Below are 15532 nucleotides of genomic sequence, written 5' to 3' on the forward strand. Positions count from 1 at the left end.
AGTCTCTCACTGCCCTACAGGAGACTTATCATAAACCTGCCACCGACGATAAAGAGATAACAACCGAAGGCTATTTCCAGCGTGCGCTTCGACATGGCATGCGCGACCCGAACGCCGAGCCCCGCGGTCAACATGCTGGTCGGCATCACCAGCACCGCACCGATCAGCGACACATAGCCCAGCGCAAACGGCAATTGCAGCGCGGCGACATCAGGGTAATGCGCCGCGGCCGGCCAGCCGGCATAGACATAGCCGAGCGCGCCGGGAATCGAGATCAGTACCGCCAGCGCCGACGAGGTCGCGACCGCCTGATGGATTGGCCGGCCGTAAAACGTCATCAGCAGATTCGAGAACAGCCCGCCGCCGACGCCCATCAGGGTGGACAGAATCCCGATGAAAAGGCCATAGACCTTCATCAGCGGCCCGCGCGGCAGGTCGTCGCCGAACTTCCAGGTCTCGCGCGCCAGCAACAGACGTGCCGCCGCCGAATAGGCCACCACCACGAACACGATCTTGAACAGCCGCTCCGGCGCATAGCGCGCGGTGATGCTGCCGGCGATCACGCCGATCAGCACCGGCAGCCACCATGATTTCAGGATTTCCATGTCGACCGCGCCGCGGGCGCGATGGGCGCGATAGGAGCGGATCGAGGTCGGAATGATGATGGCGAGCGAAGTTCCGATACACAGCGGCATCCGCACTTCGAGCGGGACCCCGGCGAGCCGGAAACATTCGTAAAATACCGGCACCAGGATCGCGCCACCGCCAATCCCGAATACCCCGGCGAGAAACCCCGACAAGGCGCCCACCGCCACCAGCAGCAACGCCAATTCGAGAAGCTCGGAGGCCTCAAGCCCCGCGATCACCATCCCTGCCCCCACTCCGCGCCGTGAGCCGCGCGTTCGTGAATCGTGCTTCAGGTATACCAGCCATCAGCAGCCGTAATGGTTGTCAATGCCTGCTATTGCAGGGCTCATCCGTAGGTGTGAACCGTGGTTCGCAATTGATGATTTTCGCCGTTGCACTCATTGTTTCGAGTTCGTAAATAGAATTCATCTACTGCGATCCCCGAAGGGCCTTGCGCGGGCCCGCCAACTATAAAAGCCGCCGATGACCGCCAGGATCGAACGTCCGCTTTCACCGCATCTGCAGACCTATCGCTGGACGCTGACGATGGCGCTGTCCATCGTCCACCGGGCCACCGGCATCGCGCTGTATTTTGGTACCCTTTTGCTGGCGTGGTGGCTGATCGCTGCCGCGACCGGTCCGACCGCTTACGCCAATGTGCAGGCCTTTACCGGCAGCTTCATCGGGCGGCTGATCGTATTCGGCTATACTTGGGCGCTGATGCATCACCTCCTCAGCGGCGTCAGGCATCTCGTCTGGGACCTCGGCTATGGCTTCAAGGCCAATGAGCGGGAAGCGCTGACCTGGGGCGCGCTGATCGGCGGGGTTTCGCTTACCGTGCTGTTGTGGATCGTCGCCTACGTGATCGGAGGCGGCCGATGAGCACGCCAGACTCTCCCGGCACAAAATCGATGCGCACGCCGCTTTCGCGCGTTCGCTATCTCGGCGCCTCGCATTCCGGCACCTCCGATTTCTGGCGCCAGCGCCTCACGGCGGTCGCGATGGTGCTTCTGATCGTGCCCGTCATCGTGGTGGTGATGATGCTGCTCGGCCGCAACCAGGCCGGCGCGGCGCAAATTCTCGGCTCGGCGCCGATAGCCATCATCATGCTGCTGTTCATCATCGCCAGCGCCTGGCACATGAAAATCGGCATGCAGGTCGTGATCGAGGACTACGTGCACAACGAAGCGCTGAAGCTCGCCGTCGTCATGGCCAACAATTTCTTCTGCATCGCGGTGGCGCTGGCCTCGATCTACGCGATCCTCAAACTGTCATCTGGAGTGTAGCCCATGGCCGCCGAGGGCAACGGGAAAGCCGCAAATGGCGGTGGCGGCCCCGCCACCAATGGAAAATCCTATCCGATCGAAGATCACACCTATGACGTCGTGGTGGTCGGCGCCGGCGGCGCCGGCTTGCGCGCCGTGGTCGGCTGCAGCGAGGCCGGCTTACGCACCGCCTGCATCACCAAGGTGTTTCCGACTCGCTCACACACGGTCGCGGCCCAGGGCGGCATCTCGGCTTCGCTCGGCAACATGCATCCGGACGACTGGCGTTGGCATATGTACGACACCGTCAAGGGGTCGGACTGGCTCGGCGATCAGGACGCCATCGAATACATGGTGCGTAACGCGCCCGACGCCGTCTATGAGCTGGAACATTGGGGCGTGCCGTTCTCGCGCACCGAGGACGGCAAGATCTATCAGCGGCCGTTCGGCGGCATGACGCTGGACTATGGCAAAGGCCAGGCGCAGCGCACCTGCGCTGCGGCCGACCGCACCGGCCACGCCATGCTGCACACGATGTACGGCCAGGCGCTGCGCCATCAGGCGGAATTCTACATCGAGTTTTTCGCCATCGACCTGATCATGGATGACCAGGGCGTTTGCCGTGGCGTGATCGCGCTCAAGCTCGATGACGGCACGCTGCATCGCTTCCGCGCCCAGACCACGATCCTCGCCACCGGCGGCTATGGCCGCGCCTACGCCTCCTGCACCTCGGCGCATACCTGCACCGGTGACGGCGGCGCCATGGCGTTGCGCGCCGGACTGCCGTTGCAGGACATGGAATTCGTCCAGTTCCACCCGACCGGCATCTACGGTTCGGGCTGCCTTGTCACCGAGGGCGCGCGCGGCGAAGGCGGCTATCTCGTCAATTCGGAAGGCGAGCGCTTCATGGAGCGCTATGCCCCCTCCGCCAAGGATCTCGCCTCGCGCGATGTGGTGTCTCGCGCGATGACGATCGAAATCCGTGAAGGCCGCGGCGTCGGCAAGAAGAAGGATCACATCTTCCTGCACCTCGACCATCTTGATCCCAAGGTGCTGCAGGAACGGCTGCCGGGCATTTCCGAATCGGCGAAGATCTTCGCCAATGTCGACGTCACCCGTGAGCCGATCCCGATCCTGCCGACGGTCCACTACAATATGGGCGGCATTCCCACCAATTTTCACGGCGAAGTACTGACCAAGCTCAACGGCGACGACAACGCCACCGTGCCGGGGCTGATGGCGCTGGGCGAAGCCGCCTGCGTCTCGGTGCATGGCGCCAACCGTCTCGGCTCCAACTCGCTGATCGATCTCGTGGTGTTCGGCCGCGCCGCGGCGCTGCGCTGTGCCGAGAAGCTGATGGCGAACGGCAAGCAGCCGGAGTTGCCGGCAGGTTCCGCCGACAAGGCGCTCGGACGGCTCGACCATTACCGCTATGCGTCGGGCGGCACGCCGACCGCGAAGCTGCGCGACAGCATGCAGCATGTGATGCAGAACAATTGCGCGGTGTTCCGCACCGGCGAGATCCTGCATGAAGGGCAAAACCTGATTCATAAGGTGTATGGCGGCATCGGCGACATCTCGGTGACCGACCGTTCGCTGACCTGGAATTCGGATCTGGTGGAAACCCTGGAGTTCGACAATCTGATCGTGCAGGCGGTCGTGACGATGGACTCGGCGGCGAACCGCACCGAAAGCCGCGGGGCGCACGCGCGCGAGGATTTTCCCGACCGCGACGACAAGAACTGGATGAAGCACACGCTGGCGTGGATCGACGATAGCGGCAAGACCACTGTCGATTATCGACCGGTGCACGACTACACCATGACCAATGACGTTCAATACATCCCGCCGAAGGCGCGGGTGTATTGATAACGACTGCGAAGGCTTGAAAGCATGGTTGAATTTGCACTGCCGAAAAATTCGAAGATCACGGGCGGCAAGAGCTGGCCGAAGCCGGCGGCCGCGACCGAAACGCGCGAATTCAACGTCTATCGCTGGAATCCGGACGACGGCAAAAATCCAAGCGTCGATACTTATTACATCGACATCAACGATTGTGGCCCGATGGTTCTCGATGGCCTGATCTGGATCAAGAACCATATCGATCCGACGCTGACCTTCCGCCGTTCCTGCCGTGAAGGCGTCTGCGGTTCCTGCGCCATGAACATCGACGGCCAGAACACGCTGGCCTGCACCAAGTCGATGCACGACGTGAAGGACGGCGCGGTGAAGATCAATCCGCTGCCGCACCAGCCGGTGGTCAAGGACCTCGTGCCCGACCTGACCAATTTCTATGCGCAATACGCCTCGATCGAGCCGTGGCTGAAGACCACCACGCCGACGCCGCAGAAGGAATGGAAGCAGAGCCACGAGGATCGCGAAAAGCTCGACGGGCTTTACGAGTGCATTCTCTGCGCCTGCTGCTCGACCTCCTGCCCGAGCTATTGGTGGAACAGCGAACGTTTCCTCGGCCCCGCCGCGCTGCTGCAGGCCACGCGCTGGGTCAAGGACAGCCGCGATGAGGCTACCGGCGAGCGGCTCGACAATCTCGAGGATCCGTTCCGGCTGTATCGCTGCCACACCATCATGAACTGCGCCAAGGCTTGCCCGAAGGGTTTGAATCCCTCCGAGGCCATTGCCGAGCTCAAGCTGAAGATGGTCGAGCGCCAGATCTAGCGCAAAACTCCGGCTTTATCCGCCGCCCGCGTCGCCATGTTGGCGACGCCCCGAAAGAGCGGCCTTTTCCTCAAGCTTTAACGATTGGCACAGGCGCGCCCGCGTTGGCGAAGGGTAGCGCGCAGCGGTTCCATCGCATCGTCGCGCTTTGTGGCCTGCGATAGATTGGGTAAGCTCTGCTGCAGAGTCGGAGCGGCTGTGCAGACCGAGCAACGCAATTCGCTGAGACTGCTGCAATGGATGATGGCGGCTTCGCTGGCCCTCCCGATTGCCCTGTTCGTCTTCGCCTCGGCGGTTTCCTACGTTTCCACGCAAAAAATCGCCGACCGCGAAATCGAGCGCGCCCTCGACGTCGCCCAGGAACACGCGCTGAAGGTGTTCGAGACCATCGATCGCAGCCTGTCCGAAATCAACGAGATGATTCGCGGCGTCCCGGACACCGCCATCAAATCCCGCGAGGAGGCATTCCACGCGCGGCTGAAGCAGCTTGCCGATTCATTGCCGCAAATGAAGTCCGCATGGATTTTCGACGCGCATGGCGGCGCGCTGGTCAACAGCCTGGCATTTCCTGCTCCCGACATCGATTTTTCAGATCGGGATTATTTCAGGGTTCACGTCGCCCGCGACGCCGGAATCTTCATCGGCCGGGCCCTGACGCCACGCGCGCCCTATCAGGGCGCATCATTTTTCAGCGTCAGCCGCCGCCGACAAACCGAGGACGGCAGCTTCGCCGGCGTGATCCAGGCTTCCGTGCTCCCGGAATATTTCGAAAATTTCTACGCCAGGATCGGCCGCGACGAAGGCAGCTTCTTCGCACTCGGTTTGACCGACGGAACGGTGCTGGCCCGCTTTCCCGTGCTCGACAACAGCGTCAACATCGATCGCGACGGCCCCATCAGGCACAAGATCGCCGAGAACCCGATGTCGGGCCTCGTTACCGTGACCTCCGCGGCCGACGGCATCGAACGCCGCCTTGGTTATCAGAAGCTTGCCGAATATCCGATTTATGTCAGCGCGGGTCTGGCGACATCCGCCATTCGCGCGCGCTGGCTGGCCACCATGAGCCAGCATCTGATTTTCGGTGTGCCGGCCACGGCGCTGTTGTTTCTGCTTCTGCTCCTTGCCTTGCGGCGAACGCGCCACCTTCATGCCGAGGCTTCCAAACGGCTCGAGGCCGAGGAAGCGCTCAAGCACGGCCAGCGGCTCGAAGCGCTGGGCCAGTTGACCGGTGGCGTCGCGCACGATTTCAACAATCTGCTGACGGTGATCGGCGCGTCCGCCGATCTGTTGCGACGGCCCGGCCTGCCGGAGGAGCGGCGGCTGCGCTATGCCGATGCGATCTCGGATACCGTTGCGCGCGCAGCCAAGCTCACGGCCCAGCTTCTGGCTTTCGCCCGGCGGCAGAACCTCAAGCCGGAAGTGTTCGACGTCGGCCAATGCGTGAAGGCACTGACCGAAATCGTCGGAACCCTGGCAGGCTCGCCGATCGAGATCGTCACTGATGTTCCGGATGAGCCCTGCTTCATCGACGCCGACGCAGGCCAATTCGAGACCGCGCTGATCAATATGGCGGTCAATGCGCGCGACGCCATGAGCGGCAAGGGACGGCTCAGCATCAAGGTCGGCACGGTAACGAACCTGCCCGGCTCTTCCGCCAACGCGGACGGTGCACACGGTTATGTCGCCGTGTCCGTCGAGGATACCGGGATCGGGATTCCGCAGGAGCAGTTCGGACGCATCTTCGAGCCGTTCTTCACCACCAAGGAAGTCGGCCAGGGCACGGGGCTGGGCCTGTCGCAGGTGTTCGGATTCGCCAAGCAGTCCGGCGGCGAGGTGATGGTGGCGAGCCAAGTGGGCAAGGGAAGCACCTTCACCCTGTATTTGCCGCGCGTCTCCGGCGACGACCGCGCGCAGCAAGTTCCGGTCGAGGACGTGCCGCAAGCCGATGGCCACGGCATGTCGGTTCTCGTGGTTGAAGACAATGCCGAGGTCGGAGCGTTCGCGACCCACGCACTGACCGAACTCGGCTACGTTATCACGCTGGTCGGCAACGCCACGCAGGCGCTGGCGGAACTGACCGGGCACGCCGACCGGTTCGACGTGGTCTTCACCGACGTGGTGATGCCCGGCATGACCGGTATCGATCTCGCCGGGGAAATCCGCCGCCACTTCGACCTGCCCGTGGTGCTGACGAGTGGCTACAGCCATGTGCTGTCGCAGAATGGCAGCTACGGCTTCGAGCTTCTGCAAAAGCCATATTCGATCGAGCAGCTCACGCGCGTGCTCCATAAGGTAGCCCGGTGGAGGGTTTTGAAGCGCGGGGCCGCAGAGTAATCAAGATTTGCCGGCCGGACGCAGCGGCGTTGGAGTCATCAGCAAAACCGGCTATGCATGCGGAGTTTCCGCAAGCTCCAAGAGGGTCTCTTGACGACGTCGACGCTACCGCCGGGCAACACCACGACCGCGGCCAACGATCTCGCTGCGCCGCCATTTGGCGCATTCGCGCCCAACGCTGCGCAGCAGGCGGTCATCTCGCTCGCGCAACGCTCGCGGCTGAAGCGCGGCGCGTTCCGTCCGATGCTGTCGCGGCTGGTCAATCTGTTGCGCGCCGGTCCCGTCGACGTCCAATACCAGGGCGCGTCGTTTCGATTCTACCATCAGGCCAGCGCCACCGAGCGCGGCGCCCTGTTCAATCCCGACTACAATCTCGAAGAACTGGATTTTCTGCGAAAGCATACGCCCGCCGGCGGCGTGTTCGTCGATGTCGGCGCCAATGTCGGCACCTATGCGATGGCGCTGGCGCGTCACGTCGGCCGAAACGGAAAAATAATCGCGATCGAGCCGCATCCCATCACCCACGCGCGGCTGGCGTTCAACCGTGCGGCATCCGACTTCGCGCACGTTGTCCTGGTCGCGGCCGCCGCGGGTCCCTCCGATGGCGAGCTGATGATTGAAACCGACGGCGACAATCTCGGCGCCAGCCACATCGTCAGCGGCGAGCGCACCGGCAATGCCATCAAGGTGCCGTCATTGCGGCTGCAGCGCATCCTCGGCGACGCCGACGTCACCCACCTCGATGCACTGAAGATCGATGTCGAGGGCTATGAGGACCGCGTTCTGACCGGCTTCTTCAAGGAAGCGCCGCCATCGCTGTGGCCGAATGCGGTGGTGATTGAACATCTGTCGCAGAACGAATGGCTCGACGACTGCATTGCGGACATGCGCGCGCGCGGTTACGCCGAGACCGGCAGGACGCGGAGCAACACGCTGCTGGTGAAACAATAGGTTACGACCAAGACGGGAGACTTTGATGATCGACCATGTCGGTTTTCCGGTTTCTGATTACGAACGTGCCAAGGCCTTTTATACCAAGGCGCTGGCGCCGCTCGGCTACAGCCTCATCATGGAAGTGACGCAGGAACAAAGCGGTCACGATCCCGCGGCCGGTTTCGGCGCCAATGGCAAACCGGATTTCTGGATCGGCGGCGAAGGCGGATTGAACAAGCCGCTGCATGTCGCGATCCTCGCCAGGGATCACGCCACGGTTGACGCGTTCTACAAGGCCGCGCTGGCGGCAGGCGGACGCGATAATGGCGCGCCCGGCATTCGCGCCCATTATCATCCCAACTATTACGGCGCCTTCGTGCTCGATCCCGACGGCCACAACATTGAGGCGGTGTGCCACATTCCGGAATAACCGGTTCCATCCAGTCACAACGAGGAACATCGCCGCAGCCGCTCCGTTATCGCTTGGATCATAACGGAGCGAAACATGGCCAATGACAACGCGCGCGATGTAGATCGTGCCTGGGAACTGATGAAGAAGATTGGCTTTGCGATGCTAGTGACCCATGACGGGGACAAGCTTCGCGCCCGACCGATGAGCGCTTATCTGGAGCGCGACACCAACGCGATCTATTTCCTGACCGATGCGCGGCGTCACAAGGACGAAGAGATCGCGCGCAATCCCGGCATCAATCTTTCCTTCGCCAATGCCAGCGATCAGAAATATGTTTCCGTCACTGGCACCGCCGTCGTCTCCAACGATCGCGGCAAGATCAAGCAGCTGTTTTCGACGCCGGCAAAGGCATGGTGGAACAGCGCCGACGATCCGAACATCCGCGTTTTGAAGATCACGCCTGACGATGCCGAATTCTGGGACGCGCCCGGCGCGGTCATCAGCTATGTGAAAATGGCGGCTGCCGCCGTGACCGGTTCACGTCCCGATCTGGGTGACAATCGTAAAGTGGCGCTGTAGATGCCGATCGAGCCTCCAGAAATACCGCCGGCTACTCCAGGTAATCCAGCGGAGCCGCCGCAAGAGGATCCTCCGGGCAATCCCAGCCCGGAGATACCGCCGCCGGTGCGCGAGCCCGGCGAATCACCACGGCCTGACGAACTGCCCGGCAAGATTCCCGATGAGTTGCCGGTGCGCGGACCACAAAGACCGACCACGCCCAACCCTGCGATCGATGGGTTGCAGGAAACAACATAAAAGCCCCGAACTAAGCCCATTGAGCTAAGTCTGCTCCTGAATGCGCAATGAACAAGCGCTTATTCAACCTGTAGCGCGCATGAAATAAAAGCGTTTTCGATTTAATGCTCGCCACAATCCGGCCTAATGGCTAGCTGTTGATCGATACGTCGAAGCATTCGGCTGTTGAAATCCTTTTGCTGCTTAGAACCTTTCCGGGGATCTGGATCATCATGATAAAACTTCGTCTCGTGTTGCTTGCCACAACGACCTTGACTGCGATGCAGTTCGCAAGCTCGGCATCGCATGCACAAACAGCTCCGATCGTTGTCGCGCAGGCGCAACCTGAACCTGGTCACGAGAAGGAGCCGCCGAAGGGAGCGCCGCCAAAAGGCGCACCACCGAAGGGCGCACCGCCGCCGCATGCCGCACCTCCGGCTGCAGCGCCCCCGCGTCCTGCGCCTCCTGCTGCTGCGCCGCCACGCCCCGCACCTCCCGCCGCCGCGCCGACTCCTCCCCGGCCGCCGGCACCGCCGCGTCCGGCACCGCCTGCCGCAGCCCCGCCGCCGCGCCCGACACCGCCTGCGGCACCGCCCCCGCGCGCTCAGCCTGAGGTGCCTCGTCCGGCACCGCCGGCGGCAGCGCCACCGCCGACCGCGCCCAAACCGCCGGTCACGCCAAATGCCGCGCCTGCCGTGCAACCTCATGAGCGCGAGCGAACCGCGCCGGGCCCCGCGACGCCACCTGCTGGAACACCACCGGCAATACCGCCGGGTGGCGCAAGGACTCCGCCCGCGCCTTCACCGACGCCACAAACACAAACCGCGCCGTCGGCTGCTCCTAACGTGCGAACCGCACCTGCCAACACTACGGCGCCCAATGCCGCGCCCGCGGCGCAGCCGAACGCAGCTCAGGCGCCAAATGCACCGGCAGGACAGGCCGGACGGCCACCCGGAGCGCCTGGAGCGCCGGCAGGCGCGCCGTTCGCCCGCCGTGCACCGCCTTCGGCCGCACCATTGCCGGCGGCGCCAGTGCGTGCCCAGGCGCTAACTCCAATTGCGCCGGGCGCGGCAGTTCAGGGACCACGGCGGATGGATGATTTCCGCAGCGAACGGCACGAGGTCCAGGAAGGCGGCCGCACCGTCATCACCGAACCCGGCCGGGTCATTGTTCGCGATCCCGGCGGCCAGTCGTTCATCCGTCACGACGAGGACCAACGATTCCGCTTCGGCGCGCGCGACATCCAGACCCAGCGCGTCGGTAGCGAAACACGCACCATCGTGATCCGTCCTGATGGCAGCCAGATCATCACGGTGGTCGGGGCCGACGGCCAATTGCTGCGCCGGATTCGCAGGGACCAGCAGGGTCGCGAGATCATCATCATCGACAACAGCTATCGAGATCCCCGCGCGGTCGGTGGATTCTATGTCGACCTGCCGCCGCCGGTGATTAGTATTCCCTACGATCGCTACATCGTCGACGCCGACGATGCCTCGCCCGATCTGATCTACGACACGATGGAGGCGCCGCCGGTGGACCGCCTCGAGCGCCGTTATACGCTCGACGAGATCCGCTACAGTCCGGGGGTCCGGCTGTTGATGCCGAGCATCGACCTCAACAGCATCAACTTCGAAACCGGATCGTGGGAAATCCCCCCTGATCAGGCGGCGAAGCTGCAGGTGATCGCGGACGGGCTCAACCGCGCCATCCAGCGCAACCCGCGCGAGGTGTTCCTGATCGAAGGCCATACCGACGCGGTCGGAAACGACGTCGACAATTTGTCGCTGTCGGACCGGCGCGCCGAATCCGCGGCCGAACTGCTGACACAGCAATACGGCGTGCCTGCGGAAAACCTGACCTCGCAGGGCTACGGCTCGCAATATCTGAAAGAGCAGACCGACGGGCCGAGCCGCATCAATCGGCGCGTCACCGTCCGCCGCATCACGCCGCTGCTCAATGGTGGAACGGCATCCCTGCCGCCTCCGCCTCCGGGCATTGCACCGCCGCGGTGACGCACCGCTTACGCCAAATGAAAATGGCCGGGAAAACTCCCGGCCATTTTTTAATGTCTTGATTACAACGTATCGGCAATGGATCACCGTAGGGTGGGCAAAGGCGCCATCTGCGCCGTGCCCACCGTTATCAAACACGGCTCCATGATTTTGACCGAAGATGGTGGGCTCGCTTCGCTTAGCCCACCCTACGAAGCCTGTCGCTCACTTGTCCGGGACGACGCGGAAAGACGCTTTTACATTCCCAGCTTCTTCTTGCGCTGGCCGAGCGTGCGCAGCCGCAGCGCGTTGGGCTTGATGAAGCCCGCGGCGTCGCGATGATCGCAGGCAACGGCGCCTTAAACGCGCCCGTGCGTTTCAGCTCTTGTCGCTGTCGAGCCTGAAAATGTGGGAGCCTTCCCCGCTCGATAGCAAGCCTGTCTCTGTGTAGACAGTCAGTTTGGCGCGGGTGTCGGCGATATCCAGGTTGCGCATTGTCAGTTGCCCGATGCGGTCGGCTGGCGTGAACGCCGCGTCCTCCACCTTCTCCATGCTCAGCCGCTCCGGCTGATAGGTCAGATTGGGGCTCTCGGTGTTCAAGATCGAGTAGTCGTTGCCGCGGCGCAGCTCCAGCGTCACCTCGCCGGTGACCGCACGCGCCACCCAGCGCTGCGCGGTTTCTCGCAGCATCAGGGCTTGAGAATCGAACCACCGCCCCTGGTAGAGCAATCGGCCAAGGCGCATGCCGCTGATCCGGTATTGCTCGATGGTGTCTTCGTTGTGGATGCCGGTGATCAGACGTTCGTAAGCAATGTGCAGCAACGCCATGCCGGGAGCTTCGTAGATACCGCGGCTCTTGGCCTCGATGATCCGGTTCTCGATCTGGTCGCTCATGCCAAGGCCATGCCGGCCGCCGATGGCGTTGGCCTCGAGCAGCAGCGCAACCGGATCGTCGAACGTCTGGCCGTTCAGCGCCACGGGCTGGCCCTCCGCAAAACGCACGGAGACCTTTTCGGCCTTGACGTTGCAGTCGTCGCGCCAAAACGGCACGCCCATGATCGGATTGACGATCTTGATGCCGCTGTCGAGGCTCTCAAGATCCTTGGCCTCGTGGGTTGCGCCGAGGATGTTGCTGTCGGTCGAATACGCCTTTTCGGCACTCATCTTGTAGCCGAATCCATGGGCCGTCATGAACGCCGACATTTCCGCACGGCCGCCCAGCTCGTCGATGAACTGCTGGTCGAGCCAAGGCTTGTAGATTCTAAGGCTCGGGTTGGTCAGCAGGCCGTAACGGTAGAAGCGCTCGATATCGTTGCCTTTGAAGGTAGAGCCATCGCCCCAGACGTTGACGCCGTCCTCCTTCATGGCCGCTACCAGCATCGTGCCGGTCACGGCGCGGCCGAGCGGCGTGGTGTTGAAGTAGGTGATCCCGCCGGTCGAGATGTGGAAGGCGCCGGATTGAACGGCGGCAATACCTTCGTGCACCAATTGCGTGCGACAATCCACGAGTCGGGCTTTTTCGGCGCCGTATTCCAAGGCCTTGCGTGGAATCTCGTTGTAGTCGGTCTCGTCAGGCTGGCCGAGGTTGGCGGTATAGGCAAAGACGCGAGCGCCTTTTTGCTTCATCCACAAGAGCGCCGCGCTGGTGTCGAGACCGCCCGAGAAGGCAATGCCGACTTTTTCCCCTTTGGGCAGGCTTTTCAAGATCGTACTCATCAAACTTCCAATCGGTCGAAATTTTAATGCCGCTCGTGGCTTGAGTGCGCGAATATCAAATTTCGCAGCCAGGGGCACGTGTTTAATAGCGGCTGGCGCTATGAAGTCGCTCGCACGGCCGGAGCCGGCCCCACATCGCGCCCGCGCCAGCGCTGCCGCAGGCGGTATCCGGGCCATGCCAGCCGCGTCAGCACGGCATCGATCCGCTCATCGGATAATCGGGTACGGCTCCAGCGGTAGATGAAGGCGTAGGCGAGCCAGATCACCAGAAACGTCACCAATCCTGCGATTGTGACGTCGGTGAAGAAATGCCCGCCGAACGCCATCCGGAGCCCGCTGGTGGTGACGCCGAACACGGTCGCGGCGGCATAGGCCAGCGGCCGCCATGCCGGCGGCGTCAGCGCCGCGGGCGCATAGGTCCAGAACGCGGTGGCGCCTTCACCGGAGAAAAAGGAGCAGTTTTTCGCGCAACTGCCGCGCGGATCCCACCACGGCACGAATGCCTGCGGCCCATTGAATTGCGTGACCACGACAGGGCGTGGCCGGCCCCAATAGCTCTTGAAGGTGAGATTGGTGAGGATGCCCGCAGAAAGTATCAGGGTGACGAGCAGGAAGACGACGGCACGCCCGGATATCAGGAGCGGCCGGTCCGGCCGCAGGAACTTGGCCACCAACGCGACGATCGCCGGTACCGCGAGACCCCACGCGATCCACATGGAAGCATCCCGCGCGATCGCGGCTGGCCCATTGAATTTCAGCGGGAACGATCTGGTCGCCGGGTCGTAAAACAGGGCAGCCAGTTTCAGATCGAGCTCGGGATAAATCCCGAACAGCAATCCGATAATGAGCGCCAAGGCCAGCGCGATGAAAAGTCCGGTCCGGTTCATGGCGCGGGGTTTAGCGGAGGGCAAGGATGATGGAAAGGCTTACAGATCCGCGGCTTTTTCACGTCGGCGGGCGGGACTGCGACGGCAGCGGCGGCGGCGGCTGAAGCGGACGTGGCGGCCGCCGCCATGCGCCGGCGTTATGGCCCGCGATCATCCAATAGACGATGCCGGCGACGATGCCCGCACCGGTCATGATTTCAAGGTGACGGCGGACGATGCCCTCGAAATGCAGCGTCGCCGGATCGAACGGGATCAGACCGAGATAGCAGGCGAGACCGACAATACCGCCGCCAACCGCATAGGTCAGCGCGCCCCTGATGTAAAAGGCCTCGGTAATCAGCACCACGATCATCGCCGGCAACAGCGCGAAACCGCTGACAAAGATGAAGCCGAAGCCGAGCACGATGTTCAGCGCGCCCGGATCGACCGGACCTGCGCCGAGGTCGCTGAATTCAGGAAACAGCACCGCGCCGACCACGATCATCCCTGCCACCAGACAGGCGGCCAGAACTGCAAACAGAATGACGAACAGCCGGCCGATCAGCGCCATGACGTCACGCCGGGGTTATCGTCATTGCGAGGAGCGCAAGCGACGAGCTGAACAATACGTCGTCCCATTCTCAGTCCGTCATCGCCATGGCGCGCAATGTCTGCCGCTCGCGGGCCGACAATTTCTCGGTTTCCGATTTCAACTGGCCGCAAGCGGCGAGAATGTCGCGCCCGCGCGGCGTGCGTACCGGCGAGGAGTAACCGGCATTGAAAATATATTCCGAAAACTTTTCGATCTGGTCCCAATCCGAGCACTCATAGCGCGTGCCCGGCCACGGATTGAACGGAATGAGATTGATCTTGGCCGGGATGCCCTTCAACAGCTTCACCAGCAGCTTCGCATCTTCAAGCGAATCGTTGATGTCTTTCAACATCACATATTCGAAGGTGATGCGCCGGGCGTTCGACGATCCCGGATAGTCGCGGCAGGCCTGCAGCAATTCGGCAATCGGATATTTCCGGTTCAGCGGCACCAGTTCATTGCGCAGCTCGTCGCGCACCGCATGCAGCGAGATCGCCAGCATGACGCCGATTTCGTCGCCGGCACGCACGATGTTCGGCACCACGCCCGACGTCGACAACGTAATGCGGCGGCGGGAAATGCCGATGCCTTCATTGTCGGCGGCGATCAACAACGCATCGCGCACCGCATCGAAATTATACAGCGGCTCGCCCATTCCCATCATCACCACATTGGTGACGAGGCGGCTGCCGGTCGGAGTGGCTCGGTCGGCCCAGTCATTGAGGCGATCGCGCGCCACCATCACCTGGCCGACGATCTCGCCGGCGGTCAGATTGCGCACCAGCCGCTGCGTGCCGGTGTGGCAGAACGAGCAATTCAGCGTGCAGCCGACCTGCGAGGAAACGCACAGCGTGCCGCGATCGGTTTCCGGAATATAGACGCACTCGACTTCATGCGCCTTCTCGACCGCATCGCCGCTCGGCAAACGCAGCAGCCATTTGCGGGTGCCGTCGTTGGAAATCTGTTCGGCGACCACTTCGGGCCGCGCGACGGTGAAATGCTGATCGAGGCCGTTGCGCATTTCCTTGGAGATGCTCGTCATCTCGTCGAATGTCTTGGCGCCGCGGAAATAGATCCAGTGCCAGAGCTGTTGCGCGCGCATCTTGCGCTGTGCCGGCGCCACGCCGATCGCGCCGAGATGGTCAGCAAGCTCCGCGCGCGACATGCCGATCAGCGATGGCTTTGTCGGCGGCACATAGGTTTCGAGCGCGATCTTTTCGATCGGCGCGTTGGCCCCGGAACTGGCTTCGATCGAGCTGGTCATGGTGTCGGTCATGGGACATCAAATAGGCCTTCCGGCATCCGCTGGAAAGGCACCAAATGCA

The 15532-nt window shown here is 62.7% G+C and carries 15 protein-coding genes; 10 read left to right on the forward strand and 5 right to left on the reverse strand.

Annotation, left to right across the window (positions count from 1 at the left end; all coding sequences use genetic code 11):
* Positions 1 to 14 precede the first annotated feature (14 nt).
* The gene (locus tag BLV09_RS24655; protein ID WP_167559095.1) at positions 15 to 866 is read right to left on the reverse strand and encodes a sulfite exporter TauE/SafE family protein; all 852 of its coding nucleotides are present in this window, start codon (positions 864 to 866) and stop codon (positions 15 to 17) included.
* 244 nt (positions 867 to 1110) lie between these two features.
* Between BLV09_RS24655 and sdhC the strand changes: the two genes are divergently transcribed.
* The 10 genes from sdhC to BLV09_RS24705 all read left to right on the forward strand — a co-directional run bounded on the left by sdhC (position 1111) and on the right by BLV09_RS24705 (position 11054).
* Positions 1111 to 1509, forward strand: coding sequence for a succinate dehydrogenase, cytochrome b556 subunit (gene sdhC, locus BLV09_RS24660; RefSeq protein ID WP_100384876.1), 399 nt, complete (start codon positions 1111 to 1113; stop codon positions 1507 to 1509).
* Complete coding sequence (sdhD, locus tag BLV09_RS24665) at positions 1506 to 1913, forward strand: succinate dehydrogenase, hydrophobic membrane anchor protein (protein ID WP_100384877.1); 408 nt, start codon at positions 1506 to 1508, stop codon at positions 1911 to 1913. The genes sdhC and sdhD overlap by 4 nt, the downstream gene beginning before the upstream one ends.
* 3 nt (positions 1914 to 1916) lie before the next feature.
* A complete protein-coding gene (sdhA, locus tag BLV09_RS24670; RefSeq protein WP_146689244.1) occupies positions 1917 to 3761 on the forward strand; it encodes a succinate dehydrogenase flavoprotein subunit in 1845 nt (614 codons plus the stop codon).
* A gap of 24 nt (positions 3762 to 3785) precedes the next feature.
* Complete coding sequence (locus BLV09_RS24675; protein WP_146689245.1) at positions 3786 to 4568, forward strand: succinate dehydrogenase iron-sulfur subunit; 783 nt, start codon at positions 3786 to 3788, stop codon at positions 4566 to 4568.
* Positions 4569 to 4766: 198 nt separating this feature from the next.
* Positions 4767 to 6902, forward strand: a complete 2136-nt coding sequence (locus BLV09_RS24680) for a hybrid sensor histidine kinase/response regulator (protein WP_146689246.1) — start codon at positions 4767 to 4769, stop codon at positions 6900 to 6902.
* 90 nt (positions 6903 to 6992) lie between these two features.
* The gene (locus tag BLV09_RS24685; protein ID WP_244548818.1) at positions 6993 to 7853 is read left to right on the forward strand and encodes an FkbM family methyltransferase; all 861 of its coding nucleotides are present in this window, start codon (positions 6993 to 6995) and stop codon (positions 7851 to 7853) included.
* Between the two features lie 25 nt (positions 7854 to 7878).
* A complete protein-coding gene (locus BLV09_RS24690; protein ID WP_146689248.1) occupies positions 7879 to 8265 on the forward strand; it encodes a VOC family protein in 387 nt (128 codons plus the stop codon).
* 75 nt (positions 8266 to 8340) lie between these two features.
* Positions 8341 to 8826 carry a pyridoxamine 5'-phosphate oxidase family protein gene (locus BLV09_RS24695; protein ID WP_146689249.1) on the forward strand — a complete coding sequence of 162 codons (486 nt, stop codon included), beginning with the start codon at positions 8341 to 8343 and terminating at the stop codon, positions 8824 to 8826.
* Entirely contained in the window at positions 8827 to 9063 is a 237-nt protein-coding gene (locus tag BLV09_RS24700; RefSeq protein WP_146689250.1) for a hypothetical protein, read from the forward strand. It begins immediately after the preceding gene.
* Between the two features lie 212 nt (positions 9064 to 9275).
* Positions 9276 to 11054, forward strand: a complete 1779-nt coding sequence (locus tag BLV09_RS24705; RefSeq protein ID WP_146689251.1) for an OmpA family protein — start codon at positions 9276 to 9278, stop codon at positions 11052 to 11054.
* A 357-nt stretch (positions 11055 to 11411) separates the two neighbouring features.
* Here BLV09_RS24705 and argG read toward each other — a convergent pair whose 3' ends face one another.
* The 4 genes from argG to rlmN all read right to left on the reverse strand — a co-directional run bounded on the left by argG (position 11412) and on the right by rlmN (position 15471).
* Positions 11412 to 12749: an argininosuccinate synthase gene (gene argG / locus BLV09_RS24710; RefSeq protein WP_146689252.1), complete on the reverse strand. Its 1338-nt coding sequence runs from the start codon at positions 12747 to 12749 to the stop codon at positions 11412 to 11414.
* A gap of 98 nt (positions 12750 to 12847) precedes the next feature.
* On the reverse strand, positions 12848 to 13636 hold the full coding sequence (locus BLV09_RS24715; RefSeq protein WP_146689253.1) for a phosphatase PAP2 family protein: 789 nt from the start codon (positions 13634 to 13636) through the stop codon (positions 12848 to 12850).
* A 58-nt stretch (positions 13637 to 13694) separates the two neighbouring features.
* Complete coding sequence (locus BLV09_RS24720; protein ID WP_100387329.1) at positions 13695 to 14186, reverse strand: hypothetical protein; 492 nt, start codon at positions 14184 to 14186, stop codon at positions 13695 to 13697.
* Between the two features lie 70 nt (positions 14187 to 14256).
* Positions 14257 to 15471: a 23S rRNA (adenine(2503)-C(2))-methyltransferase RlmN gene (gene rlmN, locus BLV09_RS24725; RefSeq protein WP_146691285.1), complete on the reverse strand. Its 1215-nt coding sequence runs from the start codon at positions 15469 to 15471 to the stop codon at positions 14257 to 14259.
* Positions 15472 to 15532: the final 61 nt, after the last annotated feature.

Source organism: Bradyrhizobium canariense (assembly GCF_900105125.1).
GTDB classification, from domain to species: domain Bacteria; phylum Pseudomonadota; class Alphaproteobacteria; order Rhizobiales; family Xanthobacteraceae; genus Bradyrhizobium; species Bradyrhizobium canariense_A.

Bases quoted from the DNA above. Each gene is read 5' to 3' on its own strand.
- sdhC (WP_100384876.1), top strand. From the start codon at position 1,111: ATGACCGCCAGGATCGAACGTCCGCTTTCACCGCATCTGCAGACCTAT.
- sdhD (WP_100384877.1), top strand. From the start codon at position 1,506: ATGAGCACGCCAGACTCTCCCGGCACAAAATCGATGCGCACGCCGCTT.
- sdhA (WP_146689244.1), top strand. From the start codon at position 1,917: ATGGCCGCCGAGGGCAACGGGAAAGCCGCAAATGGCGGTGGCGGCCCC.
- BLV09_RS24675 (WP_146689245.1), top strand. From the start codon at position 3,786: ATGGTTGAATTTGCACTGCCGAAAAATTCGAAGATCACGGGCGGCAAG.
- BLV09_RS24690 (WP_146689248.1), top strand. From the start codon at position 7,879: ATGATCGACCATGTCGGTTTTCCGGTTTCTGATTACGAACGTGCCAAG.
- BLV09_RS24695 (WP_146689249.1), top strand. From the start codon at position 8,341: ATGGCCAATGACAACGCGCGCGATGTAGATCGTGCCTGGGAACTGATG.
- BLV09_RS24700 (WP_146689250.1), top strand. From the start codon at position 8,827: ATGCCGATCGAGCCTCCAGAAATACCGCCGGCTACTCCAGGTAATCCA.
- BLV09_RS24705 (WP_146689251.1), top strand. From the start codon at position 9,276: ATGATAAAACTTCGTCTCGTGTTGCTTGCCACAACGACCTTGACTGCG.
- argG (WP_146689252.1), bottom strand. From the start codon at position 12,749: ATGAGTACGATCTTGAAAAGCCTGCCCAAAGGGGAAAAAGTCGGCATT.
- BLV09_RS24715 (WP_146689253.1), bottom strand. From the start codon at position 13,636: ATGAACCGGACCGGACTTTTCATCGCGCTGGCCTTGGCGCTCATTATC.
- BLV09_RS24720 (WP_100387329.1), bottom strand. From the start codon at position 14,186: ATGGCGCTGATCGGCCGGCTGTTCGTCATTCTGTTTGCAGTTCTGGCC.
- rlmN (WP_146691285.1), bottom strand. From the start codon at position 15,471: ATGACCAGCTCGATCGAAGCCAGTTCCGGGGCCAACGCGCCGATCGAA.